Below are 16,925 nucleotides of genomic sequence, written 5' to 3'. Positions count from 1 at the left end.
TTGAATACTAAAAAACGAATTATCGGCTTAGACTTTGCTAGAGCTTTGGCGATGTTTGGTATGCTGCTTGTTAATTTTATGGTGATAACAGGTGCAGAAGGAAATGGTCCCCCATTTTTAATAACTTTCATGTCACTTTTTGAAGGTAGAGCTTCTGCCTTGTTTGTTATACTTGCTGGAATTGGCATATCTTTAATGACTAGATCATCTGTTGCTAGAAATGAAAAAATAAAAATTTCTAATAGCCGAAAAATCATCTGGAAACGGGCACTATTCTTATTTATTTTAGGATTATTTTTATACGTAATGGAGTGGACTGGGGATATATTACACTACTACGGTGTTTACCTTTTCGTTGCTGCATTACTCATTACAGTCCGAAAAAAAGCATTACTCTTGTTATCTATTATTATCCTACTCTTGGCACAATCTCTTCAGCTTACTTTCAATACTTTCGAAGGTTGGGGAGGCCCTACTCCATTTATAAACTATGTAGACTTCTGGACAATAAACGGTTTTCTTCGCAATTTATTCTTTAATGGTTATCACCCTTTTTTCCCATGGTTTTCGTTCTTCTTAATCGGTATGATAATTGGAAGATTAGATCTTCATAATAAAAAGATTAGAGATAGGTTGCTCTTGCTCGGTATTACATTCACCATACTGATAGAACTTTTATCAAAAGGGCTCACATACTACTTCATTCCACACATTGGCAAAGAAGCTGCTACATTTTTGTTTAATACAGGACCCATTTTACCAAATATATTATATATTTTATCTGCTACAGGATCCGCTATTGCTATATTAATACTTTGTCTCTATTCCGCTGAAAAATATGAAAATAATTGGTTTGTTACTTCCATTATACAAACAGGTCAATTAACATTAACTCATTATGTAAGTCATGTATTTATCGGTATTGGAGCATTAATTCTATTCGATAGAATGGAACATCAAACACTACTTTTCGTTTTATTATTTGCTACTATATTTTTCATTTTCAGTATTTTGTTTAGCGTATTATGGAGAAAGAAATTTTCTAGAGGGCCTATTGAATGGATTATGAGGAAATTAGCTAGTTAATTTACCTCCATACGAAAAAGGAAGTTGGAATCATTCCAACTTCCTTTTTTCTTTAATTAGCTGCACTTAATTTAATTCTAAGTTTTGTTTCACCTAAAGAAAGTTCATCGTCTTCGTTCGTTAAGTGACCAAATGTAAATTGTTTAACGAGTAAGTTTTCTTCCAATAAATCTTTATGGTTCGTTAACGTTCGTTGTAGTTCTTCTTCTGTATCGAGAATAACATCGACTCGTAAATTAACTGGTAAATTCAACTGTTTACGATATTCTTGAACCGCACGAATGAATTCACGCGCTACTCCTTCTTGTAACAATTCTTCCGTTACATTCGTATCTAACATAACCGTATATTGTCCGTTAGTCGTGTTAGAGAATCCTGATTTTGCAACTTTCTCAACTAACACATCTTCAGCAGTTACAACTACTTCTTCTCCTGGTGTTGCTTCGTAAACTGCTCTTTCTGTTGCTACAAAGTTTTGTACTTCTTCTTGTGATAATTGTTTTAGCCAACCATTCACTGCATTCACATTTTTACCGAATTTCGGCCCCGCTGTTTTAAAATTGAGCTTCAATTGATATGATGTGTATTTTGTTTCATCGAGTTCAACATGGAACGCTTTTACATTTAACTCATCCATAACGATATCACGATAAGATTCCCAATCCATATCATTCTCGTTATGCTCAAGTAATACAAGTTCTGCTAGCGGCTGTTTTACTTTTAAAGAATGCTGATTACGGTTACTTCTTCCAAGTTCAACAACTTGTAAAACAGCATCCATTTCCGCTTCTAATTTCGGCTGAAGTAGTGATTCATTTACAACTGGATAATCAGCTAAATGAACGCTACTTCCTTCTAAATTAAGATGAATGTCTTCCGCGACAAACGGTGTGAATGGTGCAATTAATTTACTAATTGTTACAAGTACTTCATGAAGTGTCTCATACGCAGCAGCTTTTTCAGCGTTCATACCAGATTCCCAGAAACGATTACGTGAGCGTCTTACATACCAGTTACTCACTTCATCTACAAGTACTGCAATTTCACGAGCTGCATTCGTAAATTGATAATCATCAAGTGCTGTTCTCACTTTTTTCGTTGTACTATGCAATCTTGATAATACCCATTCGTCTAATTTCGTACGCTTTACATCATACGTTTCTTTCGGGTTATACTCATCTAAATTTGCATATAAAACGTAGAAGCTATACACATTGACTAATGTATCTACAAATTTAGATTTCGCTTCCAGTACGGTTCTTTCAGAAAAACGCTTCGCATTCCACGGAGCACTATCAACAAGTAAAGCCCATCTTAGCGCATCTGCACCAAACTTATCTACTAAATCAACTGGATCTAGTGCATTTCCTTTGCTTTTAGACATTTTCTGCCCTTCTTCATCTAAAACATGCCCTAGTGATAACACTCGTTTATACGGTACTTTTCCTGTATATAGTGCTGATACTGCTAATAAACTATAAAACCAGCCGCGTGTTTGATCAATTCCTTCTGCAATAACATCAGCTGGAAACTGCTCTTCAAATAACTCTTTATTTTCAAATGGGTAATGATATTGTGCAAATGGCATGGAACCACTATCAAACCAAACATCAATTACTTCTGGTGTACGATTCATTGTGCCTCCGCATTTTTCGCAGCAGACTTGCACTTCATCTACATACGGCTTATGCAATTCCAAATCTTCTGGTGTTTCGTTCGTACTATGCTTTCTTAATTCAGCAATGCTCTTCGGTGCGAACTGATGATTACAACTTTCACATTCCCATACGTTTAATGGCGTTCCCCAATATCTATTTCGGCTAATATTCCAGTCCACCATATTTTCTAAAAACTTACCAAAACGTCCATGTTTCATATGATCCGGATACCAAGTAACAGAATCATTATTTTGTAAAAAGGTATCTTTAATTGCAGTTGTTCGAATTAACCAACTTTCTCCTGCATAATAAAGTAGTGGTGAATCACAACGCCAGCAATGCGGATAGCTATGTTCATATTTTTCTTTATGATACAGTAAACCTTCCTTAGCTAAATAACGAACGATATCCACGTCACAATCTTTTACAAATTTCCCTTTCAAAAATGGTACTGCTTCTGTATACTCACCTTTTTCATCTACAACGTGCAAGAATGACAATCCTTCACTTTGAACGACTCTATAATCGTCTTCTCCATATGCTGGAGCAATATGAACAAGTCCTGTACCACTATCCGCTGTTACAAAATCTGCTGCGATAACACGGTAACCATTTGTAACTTCTTTCATCGGAAATGGCGCTGTATAAGATGTGTTTAATAATTCTTCGCCTTTATGAACAGATAATACTTCATAGTTTTCTTTTAATACTTCTTGTACACGTTCTTTCGCAACAATGTATACATGACTTTCTTGTTTTGCTTTAACGTATTCCATATTTGGATGGACAGCAAGCGCTACGTTTGCTGGAAGTGTCCAAGGCGTTGTTGTCCAACCTAAGAAATACTCATTTTCACTATCTTTCACTTTAAACTTCACAGTTGCACTTAAATCTTTTACTGTTTTATACCCTTGTGCAACCTCATGTGAGCTCAATGAGGTTTGGCAGCTTGGGCAGTATGGTGAAACTCTATGTCCTTTATATAACAATCCTTTTTCATGGATCGTCCCCAAAATATGCCATACACTTTCGATATATGGATTCTCTAAAGTTACATATGGATCATCCATATCTACCCAATAACCAATACTTTCAGTGAATTCACGCCACTGCTTTTCATATGTGAAAACACTCTCTTTACACTTTTGAATAAATGGTTCAATACCATATTCTTCGATCTCATGTTTACCAGAAATACCAAGTTGCTTCTCAACACCTAGTTCTACAGGTAAACCGTGTGTATCCCATCCTGCTTTTCTTACTACTTTATAACCAGCCATCGTTTTATATCTTGCTACTAAATCTTTAATTGCCCGACCAAGTGCATGGCCGACGTGTGGTAAACCGTTCGCCGTTGGTGGTCCTTCATAAAACACAAACGATTGCGCGCCTTCTCGATTCTGAATTGATTGTTCAAAAATGCTTTGTTCGTTCCACTGCTTACGAATACGTGTTTCTCTCCCTACAGCTGACTCTTTTACATCTACTTTCTTCATCTACAATCACTCCTTTGAATGTTTTAAAAGCACACAAAAAACCCGTCCCTATGAAGTAGGGACGGGTTTACCCGCGTTACCACCCTAATTCTATTAGCTTTTTCACTAATAGCGCTTAGCAACGTACTATCATACGTGTTCTTTGTAACGGTAGACATCCGTCCGGGCTTACTTACTTTCAGCCTCGGCTCCTCGGAGATGATTTTCAAATAACGTCTGCCCACCGGCTTTCAGCAATATACCGGCTCTCTGGAGAACAGTTCACTATTTTACTCTTTCTCGTCTTCAGATTTGTATACTTTATTAAAAGTTATTTTATGCCATTTGACAACTAATTGTCAACTAATTCAAAATATATGCTTATCCTTATCCCCTATTCTTATACAATTACTTTTCAAATTCTCGCAATGCTGCTAAATTTTCATCATCCTCAATAAGTTCAGCAAAGAATCCCGATTCATCCTCACGAAGGACAATTTCAAGCTCTTCCTTCGCCTCTTCATTTCTATTTAACTGTGCTAAATAACAAGCACGATCATATCTTGCTAACAAATCATTTGCATCCATTGTTAATACTTCATTTGCTATTTTTTCTGCCTTTAGTGTTTGGCCGGCACCATGATATGAAGACGCTAAAGAAAGGAGAATTGCTGTTTCATTTGGATGATGTATAGAAGCATTTTCTAATACATGAATTGCCTCTTCAAACCTTTCTTGACTTTGATACATTTCTCCTAAAGCAAGAAATGCTCTACTTACGAACGGTGTTTGCTCCGTTAATTGTAAGGTAATCTTTTCTGCTTTTCTTTCTTCCCCTGCTTTAAAGAATACTTGTGCTTGCAGAAGAAGAGTATCATAATCATCTGGTAGTTCTCGAACCATTTGCTTCGTTAATTCCAAAGCATCTCTTAACATATCTTCTTCCTCGCACTCAACGAAAAGATTTACAAGTTGCTTCGCTACTTCATAATCCCATCTATTTTCTAGTGACGTGTGCAGAATCTCTATTGCTTCTTTATTCATCTCTACATTCTCATAAAATAGCGCAAATCGCTGTGCTGCCATACTATTTTTCGGATTTAACTTTAAAGAGATTTCATATAAATCAATTATCATAGTAACCATTGAAATTTCTTTCGCACGATTTTTCATACGATAAAAAGCTCTCGTAATGATAGATCGTTTTGGTTGTTCATGCAGCTGGCGTTCAATCCATATTTCCGTAACCGCAGCTGCAGCATACATGAATGCTGTACTTCTTTCTGCTTTTTTCACCTTTAACGTATGAAGAAAATCTCGTATGTTAGACAATTTTTTATGTTGCTCTACTGCTTTTACATAAACATCAAATATACGTTCATTATCAAAATCTTTTTGTATTACTTTCATTGCAACTTCAATTGCTTTTACATTTCTTTTTTTCACTAATACTTTTGCATAATGATATAGAACTTCTATATGCTCACCATCTAATTGTAGCGCGTATTCAATCTGTGCTTGTTCTTTATCTATTTCATTCATCGCTCCGTACACATATGCAATCGCATCTAAACGCCATATTTCAGGTACTTCTTCCTCTAATTGTTCTAGTTCAGTCAGCAATTCTTCCTGAAGATTCATATCTACTGAAAGCTGTGCCAAATATTCCATATTAATATGCAACGGCTCTTCCTTCATCGCCTGAACCATATGACTTTGTTCTTTAGAACGGTTTTCTTCTTTTTCGTATATTTCCGCAAGCTGTAAATGTACACCTACGAAATTCCCATCAAGCTCTAAACATGTTTCATACGCTTGTTTTGCTTCCGTCAATTGCCCTAATGCCATAAGTGTTTCACCAATTCGGTAATACGGTAATGCCGTTTCCTTTTGTTCTATCGCCTTATTATATCTTTTCATCGCTTGGCCGTACTGTCCAATAGATTCATATAAAATACCTGCATAACAACCGTACTCACTTACTTCATTACTTTCTTTGTGTAACGTTCTTAAAAACGCTATACCTCGTTGTACAAATTCCGTTCCTTTAATTCGATTCACATATTCATCTAACGCACTTGCTACATTATAATCGCTTTTCTTTATACCATTTTCTAACTTAGATAGCGCTACTTTAAACCCTTCTTCATTTCCACCAAGTTCAAGTTCAGCATCCCATAAAACCATTCCTGCATTCATGAGGAAATCTTGGCTCTTTTCAATTTGCTTCTCAAGACCAAGAATGTATTCTTTTGCTTCCTTGTATTGTTCTCTTGCCATATACACTTGTGTAAGTCCGAAGTGAGAATAAACATCCTCATCGTTTTCTTCTAAAGCACGCTTATACAATACTTCTGCTTCTTCCAAGCTATCATTTTGAAAATGATAGTCACCTAATTTTACGTAAAGAGGTGCTTTATCATCACAATTCTCAATACCGTTTAATAAAATTTCTTTCGTACTTTCCTCATCCTTCAAATCAGATTCGTATATTTCCGAAAGTTTCGTATAAATGTAAGGTGCATTACTATCCAAATGAATCGCTACTTTAAGCCCTTTTATTGCTAAATATAATTTTCCTAGTTGATGTGCACATCTCGCTCGTTCATACCATACATGTGCTTCATATTTATACTCTTTTAACAAGTCATTAAAGATTTCATATGCTTCTTCATATCTTTCTAAATCTATTAATATTAAACCGTGATTCGTTAAAGTGAACCTTTCAGGACTGCGCTCTAACGCAACTTGAGAGTATTGCAATGCTTTTTCAGATTGATCAATATACATATAGGATAAAGCGAGAAAACTCCAAGCAATAGGCTGATCTGCGTCTAATTGTAACGATGAACGAAAGCTTGAAATCGCTTCTATATAACTTTCCTGCTCAAAAGCATATCTTCCGTTTATTAAATGATATAAAGCACGATTATTTTTCCTCTCAACGCTTGTCAGCATTTGCTCCGCTTTCTCTACTTCTTGAAGACGAATAAAACACTGTGCACCATGCAATTTAACAAAGTCCGAGTTCGGAAACTCTTCCATTAACTTATCGATACAATATAAAATAAATTCTTTATCTACTTCAACATCTAAGTGCTTTATCGTATATAACCACGTATTTGGATTATCACTCGTTTCTTTTAAAAATTGTACTAAGTCACTAATTCCCTCTTTGTCATGTTCATCTAAATGATCCGTAAGAGAAAAAATAGATTTAAAATAACGATTTTCTTCCTCACTTAGAAACGCTAGTTGCGCCTTCTTTTCTTTCGGAACAAACGTGATTGCTAAACAGCCTGTATAACGATATTTTTCTTGTAATTTACTATATTCTACAAGAACTGGTTCTATAAAGTTTGGATCTTGAACATAGAAAGCTTGCAATGTATCATCATATCCAGATAGAACTTGTACGTGTGAAGCATGCTCAATATCTATACTTAATAAAACAGGAATTCCTTCATCAATCAGTCTCTTATAATTCTCTTCATTCCCTTTAAAATAACGATATTCATAACCTAATTCTTCCAAATAAGAAACAGTATCTGAAAACTTCGATCCTGTCATATCAAAAATAAACTCTGCTATTTCATCTTGTGTACGTGTCTCTCCCCATATACGCAACATCATCTCTAAACTTGTCGGAACACAATAATTATCCTTTTGTACAATAGGAACTATCGGCAAGTGAACCTTTTTTCCATCCGGATTTTTTTCTAAATTATGATATAAAGATTCTTTTAAACTCTTTTCTTTTTTTAATAGCTTTTGTAAATCTGCAAATTTATTCATTTTGTACAGCGCTTCTGCACGTAAATGTACAAAGTAAGTGTTATAAGCATGATATGGCAGCTGAGTATTTATGTTATCTATTACCGCTAACATCTCTTCATATTGCTCTAAATCTAATAAATACTTTACCTTCTCAAAATGAAAATATGGTACTTGTGGGAACTTTACAATCGCATCATCAATTAACTGTATCGCACGTTTTTGTTCTCCTTTATTCGCATACAATTGTGATAATAAATAGGTAGATAACTCTTTACAATCTTCATGCTGCATGCCAGCAATAAATTGTTCTTCCGCTTTCTCCCATTCGCCTGTGTGCATATAAACGTAGCCCCATTTATCAAACACTACGCGCGTACTGTACTCCTCTGCTTTTTGCATATACATTAGCGCTTCTTCATTTCTTTTCATTTCTAAAAGACATCGTACTAACGTAAAATATGTTTTCGCTAAAAAATCTGCATCTATTTCTTCTTTATTACTCTCTTCTAAAGTTTCTTTTAACAGCTGCTCTGCTTCAAGAATTTTTCGCTCATCAATTAGCTCATCACAATATAAAGAGAGCGTTCTCATATTTGGGAATTTTTTATAAGCGTAGCGAATGAGGAATGAACTGTATTGGTGCATAAGCCCTTCATCAGTAAGGCGAATTAATATGTCAAACTCCTTATGCGAAGGAATATTAGCAAGCCAATTCTTCCCATAGGATAAAGTATTCGTTTCTTTTATATATGCAATTTCATTATTTATTTCCTGTAATCCGTCTACAAATCTCTTATCTTTCAAACACGCTTCTAACTGCTTAAAATCTAGCATGCATTCACCTCGAATTTATATTTAAACTGCTACTTGCTTAGATTTTACACACCATATAGTATGTATTCAACTAAAATCTCTTATAATGGATGATATTAATTAATATTATTCAAATTCATAACAAAATATAGTAAAAATGATTGTTTTTCTCCATATGTTGTTTAATTATATAGAATAACGTAACATGCAGTTTTAATCTTGTAGAAGCTGAAATTAGTACATAAAATTATATCGGCGATTTTCAAATTATATCGACCGATTCTTAACATTTATCGGCGATTATATGTCGAATATCGACTTATCGACATTAAACGACAATCCTTATATATCATATCTTTTAACATACTATATCACCAAATGTAATTTTCATATTCGGAGCGTACACTAAAGAAGAATGCACATGAAATATTTTAAAAAATCGTAGTTCAGCTTCATATTGAGCTAGCGCATTATCATATGTTAATCCTCTGTCTATTAAACGTTTTATAAATTGCTGCTTATCACCCGGATTACCTGCAATCCCCTCTTCTTTTAATGAATGATACAAACTTTGTTTATCATTATGGTGGATATTAGAATCTAAAAAGTTCACTTTATCACTTACTCTACACTCAATATTTTTCACACCTAATTCACTTAAATACATCGGTATTTTCATACCAATATTTCCATCTTTTCCACTCCTCTGCGTGTCACTTTCAAATAAATTCTGCAAAATGCCTAGCTGGATAATTTCCGATTGGTTCTCTCCATCCAAAGTGTATGAAGACATATTTGATATCCAATGTGGTTCAAAACAGATTATTTTCCCGCCACTTTTAACTGAATGAATCATTTTTTGTAGCATCGTTTTTGGTGAACTCATATGTAATAAGAAGGCATGACAAATTGCTATATCGTATGTATCGTTCAATTCAATTTCTATAGCATCTCCCTCCAGAAATTCTGACTCGTACGGAAGTGAACGAAACAACTCTCTCGCTTCAGCTAATAATGTTTCTCCACTATCAATGCCTGTATACTTTGATCCTTCTGGAAGTAAAGGCATTAATAATAAGCCTAAATAACCATATCCACAACCATAATCAACAACATGGACTGGCTCAGAAATCTTCCAAACTGAATTCACTAGAAAACTTACATAATCGCTATTGTAATATAAATCTCTCGTATTTTTTAAATACGCTAGTTTACTGTTCCAATCGTATGTTTCCAACCTCTAACGCCTCCTTTTATATACACCCCTTACAATTCTCCATTTAACAAAACATTCCTACATTTTTAACAATTACCCAAGAAATTGGTTTTAATAAGGTGAGATTACTGCTTACATGACTCCTATACCAAATAAAAAGGCATACATATCTGTAATGATACATACACCTTTTATGCTACATCTCCTCAGGAGTCTCCACCCCAAGTAAACGTAATCCTTCTTTTAATACAACCGTCACAGCATAAACCAATGCGAGTCTGCTGTCTTTTTCTTCACTCTCTTCTAATATACGAACATTACCGTAATATTTATTGAACGATTGTGCTACATCTAATACATATTTCGAAATAATCGATGGCTCATTTTTATTGAAAGCTGCTTCAATTACTTGTGGGAATTTGTTTAGTAATTTTACGACACTCCAGCTATGATCGTCTTTTAAAGCAAACGTACATGTTTCAAATTCTACACTTTCTTTTCTTAAAATAGAGCAAGCACGTGCATGTGTGTACTGTACGTACGGGCCTGTTTCTCCTTCAAATTTCAGCATGTTTTCTAATGAGAATTCAATATTGTGCATACGCTCATTTTTTAAATCGTGGAAGATGATTGCACCAACACCGACTTGCTTTGCTACTACTTCTTTTTGTTTTAAGTTTGGATTTTTCTCTTCAATATTTTGTTTTGCAAGTTCGATTGCTTCTTCGAGTACTTCTTCAAGTAAAATAACTCTTCCTTTACGTGTTGACATTTTCTTACCATCTTTTAAAATGAAGCCAAACGGTACGTGTTCCATACCATCAACCCAAGTATAGCCAAGTTTTTTTAATACGGTGAAAAATTGATTGAAATGTAAGCTTTGTTCTGGACCAACAACATATAGCGCTTTATCAAACCCATAAGTGTTTTGACGATATAAAGCTGCCGTTAAGTCACGCGTTGCATAAATCGTCGCACCATCTGATTTTCTAATTAAGCAAGGCGGCATTCCTTCTTCTTCTAAATTAACGACTAATGCGCCTTCTGATTCTTCCAGTAAGTCGTGCTCTTCTAAAATCCCAATAAAGTCTTCCATTTTATCATTATAGAAAGCTTCGCCTTGAAAATTAGTAAATTCCACACCGAGAAGTTCATAAATACGAGAAAATTCTTTTAATGATTCGTGACGGAACCAATTCCAAAGTTCAACTGCTTCTTCATCGCCTTCTTCTAGCTTTTTAAACCAAGCACGTCCTTCTTCTTCTAATTCATCATTCTCTTTTACTTCTACATGAAACTGAACATATAACTTAAATAGCTCACGTATTGGATCCTCTTTCACCACTGCTTCATTTCCCCATTTTTTATAAGCCGTAATTAACTTTCCAAACTGTGTTCCCCAATCTCCTATATAATTAATCCCTACAACTTCATAGCCACATTTTTCAGCGATATGTTTCAGCGAATTTCCTATCATTGTAGAACGTAAATGCCCCATCGAAAAAGGTTTCGCGATATTAGGAGAGGAATAATCAATTACTACTGTTTTTTCACAGCCAAAGTGGTTTTGACCGAACTCTTCTTTCTCCGCTGAAACTGTTTTTAATACTGCATCACTTACAGTTTCACGATTGAAAAATACATTTACATAAGGACCAACGGCTTCTACTTTCGTAAAAAACGGATCATTTAATTTCTCAGCAACTTCCTTTGCGATAAGAGCTGGTGCTTTTTTATATTGCTTCGCTAATGAAAAACATGGGAACGCTGCATCTCCAAATTCATCTTGTTTCGGTGTTTCAATTAAATCTAAAATTTGTTTTTGCGTTAATTCATTCGTGAAAATATTAGATAAACTTTCCGCAAACTGCATTTTATAATCCATGATACAACCTCCTTATTTTTTAAAACACAAAAAACTCGTCTCTAAAAAAGAGACGAGTTTGAACCCGTGGTACCACCCTTGTTGTTCGTTACGAACCACTTTCCCGTTTATAACGAGGACAGGGGGCCTCGGCTTTCTCTACTATTCGTTCAAGAAGCATCTCCGAAGTGCGCTTCATCTTTTTCTTCCGTACTAGGCTCACACCATCCCTAGCTCGCTTTCCTTCTAAAAAAGACTACTCTCTTCATCACAGACAGTATATTTAATTAATTATTGCTTATTATACATCTTTTCAAACAATTAGCAAGGGTCAATTACACCAAAGTGAAACTTAGCACTTTTTCTTTTGTATACATGAAAATTGTGTTTTTCAAATCTAGAACTACGAAAATAATCTTTTAAAACGACACGTTTTCTCGCCACTCGTTTTGCCTCCGCAATTGTTTCGTCAGTAATATCATGATACAAAGCGAAGTGTTTTAATCCTTTAATTCCGTCAGATTCTATGACAGTTTCTTCAAACATCGGATCAAGGTAAACGACATCATAACTATTGTCTTCACATTGCGCTAAAAATGAAAAATGCTCCGTTTGCTTTACTTGGATTCTTTGCATTGCTTCATCAATTTCAGAAACAGATGAAGACCATGTTTTCAAACCATTTCTCATGATATAAGCCATATATTCATTGCCTTCAAGTCCTGTTACTTTTCCACTTTCACCAACAACATAACTAGCTACAATACTATCTGATGCCATCCCGAGCGTACAATCTAACACTGTCATTCCGCTCTCTAATTTAGCAGCTTGTACAAACGGATCGTGTTCTCCACGCATTAACCTTTTCACACGAAACATCGCTGAGTTCGGATGAAAGAAAAATGATTCTTCCGTACCTTTCGGATAAATAGCTAATCGGTTCTTTCCTACGACAAGTATATCTTGTTCATACTGCTCATGTAATTTATGCACTGGTATATCATTACGTAAAATGAAAGAACGATTTAATTCTTCTGCTACCTTTTTTGCATATGCTGTCATTTCTTTGTTTGTTCTTCCTGCTGTTGTTACTATCATTGTTTCACCTCTATATAAAGAAAAGAGGGAGATTTACTCTCCCCCTTCTTTAGCAATTCTTTTCGAAAGCTTGCTCTAAGTTCGTAATAATTTCGTCCATAGTTGCACCTTCAATTTCATGACGGTGAATGAAGTGAACAACTTCTTTTCCTTTTAATAATGCCATAGATGGTGAAGATGGAGGAATTTCTCCGAAATATTCACGCATTTTTGCAGTAGCATCTTTATCTTGACCTGCGAATACAGTTACAAGATGATCAGGTTGTTTTTCAGCACGAACAACCGCTTGACCTGCTGATGGACGTGCTAAACCAGCTGCACAACCACAAACAGAGTTTACAACTACTAAAGTTGTACCTGATGTATTTTCCATAAATTCTGTTACAGCTTCTTCTGTAGTTAACTCTTCAAACCCAGAACGCACTAACTCTTGGCGCATTGGGATTACCATTTGGCGCATGTATTCTTCATAAGCATTTGACATCTTGTAATCTCTCCTTCAACTTTCATTCCAAATTCATCATATCACGCTCTATTAATAGGTGCAAAAGAAAGATAACGATGATTTCATTTTTTTGTAGGGATTTCACAAACCCCACCGCGGCAATGTCCCACTGGAACAAGTTTTCTATTATTAGCGATATAATCGTATACTTTACTTCCAAAACCAAGTACGATAGATAGCTTTATAAAAGGAACTGCAAACCAATAAGATGGAACGGCCTTTGCTAATACATCTATGCTCTGAATGCCGTCATACCACTTATTATTTTTAAAAATATACAGTCTTTGTTCCATTTTACTTTGTAGTTCTTGAGAAAGCTTATATTTCTCAACTACATCTTCATTTCGAAATGAAACAAATTTCATCTTACCCTTTTTATCTAATTTTTTCGTACGTTCTGCAACGGCCGTACACATCGGACACCAACTATCATAGAAAACAATCATACATTATTCCCCTTTACGAGACTCCGTCATTTGTTTCCATACAGAACCTTTTGCTTCTTCTCCGCCTTCAATACGCTCTAATGCTAGACGTGCTTGCATCGCTACTTCAAACTCTGAATCATCTTGCGCTGCTTTTAATGCTGGAATCGCACTTTCATCTCCAAGTTCAAATAAGAACATCGCTGCACGCCAGCGTACTAATTTACTTGGATCTTTCAGAGATTTAATCATAACGAACATCGCTGCCGGATCACCTACATCTGATAAACAATCTCCTGCAGTACGACGAACACTTACAGAGCGATCTAACAACGCTTTATATAATAACGGTAATACTTCATCACCTTTTACCATACCTAAATACGCTGTTGCTAAACGGCGTATTGAAACTTTTTCATCATCTAACGCCATCTTCAACACTGGAATATCTTCTTCAGTAGGATCCATTTGTTCTAATGCTGCAAAACGGTTTTTCCAGTCAGAATCTTTCATCATCTCTTCTGTTACTTTATATGGCTCACGCTTTTGAATCGTTACTTCAACAGCACCTGCTTGATTTAATAATTCTTTAACCGTTTCATTTACACGTTCTTCTGAATAAGCAGCAACAATCTCTTCTACTACTTCTTTCCCGATTTCTTCAAAATTACCGTAACGTGTACTTTGTTCTACCCATTTACGCTCTTTTACAACGTTTGGTGCAGACATTTGTACTTTCATAATTGATTCTTTGAAACGATCTGGTAAGCCAACGCGTTCTTCCGATGTTCCATCTGTTAACTTTACTTGCATTGGAATTGTAAAGAACATTTGAACAAACACTTTCACTTCTCCAAAATGAGACAGTTGTTGTTCTTCACTTTCTTCCACTACTTCTTCGCCAAAAACAGCACGAACTTGTTGTAATAATACTTTCCAGTCATACTTTGCATTTCGCTCGACTGCTAAAAAGTCAGCTACATGATACACACCTTTAATGCCTTCAATTTTCAAAATTTCTTGCACTTGCATTGGTGCTTGTTCTTTATTTTCATTTGTATAATTATTACGCGCTCCTGATGGTAATACTTCATTCAAAATAACTTTCATTGTATTTGGACTTGGCGTCGGTTCAATTGCTTTAATCTTCACGTAAAAAACTCTCCTTTATTGCGTGTTCTTAGCTGTATTGTAACATGTTATCACTCTATACTCCTACTCGGATGCTTAATTTTACTACTTTCTTCCCGCTACCATACTATTTCATTCTTTTTACATTTCAAATTAGGAATGAGGTTTTAAAAGCTTTCGTTTCCGATGCTTTTTATTTTTTATCCATTTCTTGAGGTACCGCCAGTATTAAAAAAAAACACACGCTAAGCAAAAATATGTAAATAAGCTGTCCATATAGACAGCTTATTTACATATTTTTCGTTCTCGGAAGTTGATCTTGTAGCGCTCTTTCTCGTAATTCACTATGTTTTCCAAAGAAAATAGTGAAAGACAAGGCGATGAATACATTTGCAAAATGACAAAACTGTAAGAATACACGAGTATTTGTAAGAAAGTTCGATGTTTTCCTTTTTCTTTTTTTATTATAGTGAAAAAGAAGAACGAAATATTCTCTTATGTAGGAAAGGAAGATAATAATGATTGATTTATTAAATAAATGGATGTTAGAAAGTACAGGAAATTTCAATATCGTTGTAGGACTTACTGCACTTCTATTTTTGGGTTCAGTAATTACACTTATTATTATTTACAAAAAAATTGGTAAACCAGATGAAAGAACAACTCCTATTCATTTTAAAATTATTTCTTGTATGTTTACTACTCAAATTCTAATGAATTGCATATTTATTTCTTTAGTTGGTAAAGATATTGAGAATTCCCGTCAAATCTTTATATTATTTGAAGCCTTTGTATTCTTCGTTGGAGCTATTTATTCGTTTAAATTATATAGACAAGAATTTAAATAATTCACTTGCAAGAAACAATAAAAAGGGGGATTCCTTACTCTCAGAAAGGATCCCCTTTTTTATTTTCTATCACTCGATTCTTCTTTTTATACATTCCTATCCTCGCATGGGTTTTACGGTTCTCGATTGTTACTGGATTAGCCGAAAAACGTAATAAAATTTTGTATACTCTTTACTTGTTTTCCAAAAAAAGCTGGCGGTACTCCTTCTTTAAGTTTATTAAAATACTTTCCACAATTTTTTCCGTAGCTATTACTTAAAATCACCTTTTATTACGATGCCCCCTCCCGCCTTCTCTCCAAAAAGGTAATACTCTCAATCACAACTTCAGTTCTATATATTCTCTTGCCTTGTTCATCATCGTAATTACTCGTCTGAATACGCCCTGTAATCCCAACAAGTGATCCCTTCTTACAATATTCAGTTACATTCTCAGCCGATTTTCGCCAAACGACACAATTAATAAAATCGACTTGTTGTTCACCTAAACTATTTCGAAATCCTCTATTCACCGCAATACATATTCTTGCATAAGCAACGCCTTGTTTTGTGTAGTATAATTCTGGCTCCTTTGTCAATCTACCGATTAATACAACTCTATTCATCATAGGTTATACCACCTCACATATTTTTCTCCATTGTAAGGAGAAATGGATGAATGGTAAAAAGCACAAAATGATGTATCCGTAAGTAAAAAGTATTAATTTAGACCTTACAAAACAAAAAAAGAAACCATACATAGTTCAAACATGTATGGTTTCAAAATTTATTACACTTCAGTACAAGATATGTAATATCCTCCGCGAGCCATCTTTATTTCAACACGGTACAATACACTTCCTAAGTAAAAAGTAATCGGTTTAACTTTACTCTCAAATTTTAGTCTTTCATTGCATTCAGTTGCATATCCTTCAATCGCTGAAGTAATAACTTCAGATGATGGATACGTTAAAGCTTCATCTAGTTCTATGAAAAAACTTTTAGAAAATAGTTTTTTCATAATCCCCTTCTTCTCTTTCATCATATTCC

The 16,925-nt window shown here is 34.8% G+C and carries 12 protein-coding genes, 1 pseudogene and 2 other annotated features; of the genes and pseudogenes, 2 read left to right on the top strand and 11 right to left on the bottom strand.

Going from position 1 to position 16,925, the window contains the following annotated elements:
• Positions 1–1,086: a DUF418 domain-containing protein gene (locus CQ064_RS11950; RefSeq protein WP_001093112.1), complete on the top strand. Its 1,086-nt coding sequence runs from the start codon at positions 1–3 to the stop codon at positions 1,084–1,086.
• A gap of 52 nt (positions 1,087–1,138) precedes the next feature.
• Here the strand turns inward: CQ064_RS11950 and ileS are convergent, their stop codons facing one another.
• The 9 genes and pseudogenes from ileS to CQ064_RS34410 form a co-directional block, all read right to left on the bottom strand.
• Complete coding sequence (gene ileS, locus CQ064_RS11945) at positions 1,139–4,240, bottom strand: isoleucine--tRNA ligase (protein ID WP_000754896.1); 3,102 nt, start codon at positions 4,238–4,240, stop codon at positions 1,139–1,141.
• Positions 4,241–4,294: 54 nt separating this feature from the next.
• Positions 4,295–4,535 (bottom strand) — a binding site (T-box leader).
• Between the two features lie 92 nt (positions 4,536–4,627).
• Positions 4,628–8,830, bottom strand: coding sequence for a bacteriocin-processing peptidase family protein (locus CQ064_RS11940; protein WP_000883814.1), 4,203 nt, complete (start codon positions 8,828–8,830; stop codon positions 4,628–4,630).
• Between the two features lie 337 nt (positions 8,831–9,167).
• Entirely contained in the window at positions 9,168–10,046 is an 879-nt protein-coding gene (locus CQ064_RS11935; protein WP_000451279.1) for a class I SAM-dependent methyltransferase, read from the bottom strand.
• A 175-nt stretch (positions 10,047–10,221) separates the two neighbouring features.
• On the bottom strand, positions 10,222–11,910 hold the full coding sequence (gene argS, locus CQ064_RS11930) for an arginine--tRNA ligase (RefSeq protein ID WP_000384920.1): 1,689 nt from the start codon (positions 11,908–11,910) through the stop codon (positions 10,222–10,224).
• A 45-nt stretch (positions 11,911–11,955) separates the two neighbouring features.
• Positions 11,956–12,170, bottom strand: a binding site (T-box leader).
• Between the two features lie 40 nt (positions 12,171–12,210).
• On the bottom strand, positions 12,211–12,987 hold the full coding sequence (locus CQ064_RS11925; protein WP_000637433.1) for a class I SAM-dependent methyltransferase: 777 nt from the start codon (positions 12,985–12,987) through the stop codon (positions 12,211–12,213).
• 49 nt (positions 12,988–13,036) lie between these two features.
• Positions 13,037–13,471: a BrxA/BrxB family bacilliredoxin gene (locus tag CQ064_RS11920; protein ID WP_000063706.1), complete on the bottom strand. Its 435-nt coding sequence runs from the start codon at positions 13,469–13,471 to the stop codon at positions 13,037–13,039.
• A gap of 83 nt (positions 13,472–13,554) precedes the next feature.
• Positions 13,555–13,938, bottom strand: a complete 384-nt coding sequence (locus tag CQ064_RS11915; protein WP_000634891.1) for a thiol-disulfide oxidoreductase DCC family protein — start codon at positions 13,936–13,938, stop codon at positions 13,555–13,557.
• Between the two features lie 3 nt (positions 13,939–13,941).
• Positions 13,942–15,069 (bottom strand): conserved virulence factor C family protein, encoded by a 1,128-nt coding sequence (locus tag CQ064_RS11910; protein WP_000692587.1) that lies wholly within the window; start codon positions 15,067–15,069, stop codon positions 13,942–13,944.
• 283 nt (positions 15,070–15,352) lie between these two features.
• A pseudogene (locus CQ064_RS34410) lies at positions 15,353–15,427 on the bottom strand (transposase); the annotation flags it as partial.
• A 139-nt stretch (positions 15,428–15,566) separates the two neighbouring features.
• Here CQ064_RS34410 and CQ064_RS11900 point away from each other — a divergent pair.
• On the top strand, positions 15,567–15,896 hold the full coding sequence (locus CQ064_RS11900; RefSeq protein WP_000566293.1) for a hypothetical protein: 330 nt from the start codon (positions 15,567–15,569) through the stop codon (positions 15,894–15,896).
• A 272-nt stretch (positions 15,897–16,168) separates the two neighbouring features.
• Here the strand turns inward: CQ064_RS11900 and CQ064_RS11895 are convergent, their stop codons facing one another.
• Together CQ064_RS11895 and CQ064_RS11890 are read right to left on the bottom strand one after the other, a co-directional pair.
• Positions 16,169–16,504, bottom strand: a complete 336-nt coding sequence (locus CQ064_RS11895) for a single-stranded DNA-binding protein (protein WP_000982013.1) — start codon at positions 16,502–16,504, stop codon at positions 16,169–16,171.
• A 161-nt stretch (positions 16,505–16,665) separates the two neighbouring features.
• A complete protein-coding gene (locus tag CQ064_RS11890; protein ID WP_000975134.1) occupies positions 16,666–16,920 on the bottom strand; it encodes a DUF4318 domain-containing protein in 255 nt (84 codons plus the stop codon).
• Positions 16,921–16,925: the final 5 nt, after the last annotated feature.

Source organism: Bacillus sp. MYb78, from assembly GCF_002975115.1.
GTDB classification, from domain to species: Bacteria; Bacillota; Bacilli; order Bacillales; family Bacillaceae_G; genus Bacillus_A; species Bacillus_A cereus.
Note: the sequence above shows the minus strand (reverse complement) of the source record. Positions and strands in the feature narration are given on the sequence as shown.

Coding starts and splice junctions, on each gene's coding strand:
- CQ064_RS11925 (WP_000637433.1), bottom strand. CDS start 12,987: ATGATAGTAACAACAGCAGGAAGAACAAACAAAGAAATGACAGCATAT.
- CQ064_RS11940 (WP_000883814.1), bottom strand. CDS start 8,830: ATGCTAGATTTTAAGCAGTTAGAAGCGTGTTTGAAAGATAAGAGATTT.
- CQ064_RS11895 (WP_000982013.1), bottom strand. CDS start 16,504: ATGATGAATAGAGTTGTATTAATCGGTAGATTGACAAAGGAGCCAGAA.
- CQ064_RS11900 (WP_000566293.1), top strand. CDS start 15,567: ATGATTGATTTATTAAATAAATGGATGTTAGAAAGTACAGGAAATTTC.
- ileS (WP_000754896.1), bottom strand. CDS start 4,240: ATGAAGAAAGTAGATGTAAAAGAGTCAGCTGTAGGGAGAGAAACACGT.
- CQ064_RS11915 (WP_000634891.1), bottom strand. CDS start 13,938: ATGATTGTTTTCTATGATAGTTGGTGTCCGATGTGTACGGCCGTTGCA.
- CQ064_RS11920 (WP_000063706.1), bottom strand. CDS start 13,471: ATGTCAAATGCTTATGAAGAATACATGCGCCAAATGGTAATCCCAATG.
- argS (WP_000384920.1), bottom strand. CDS start 11,910: ATGGATTATAAAATGCAGTTTGCGGAAAGTTTATCTAATATTTTCACG.
- CQ064_RS11890 (WP_000975134.1), bottom strand. CDS start 16,920: ATGATGAAAGAGAAGAAGGGGATTATGAAAAAACTATTTTCTAAAAGT.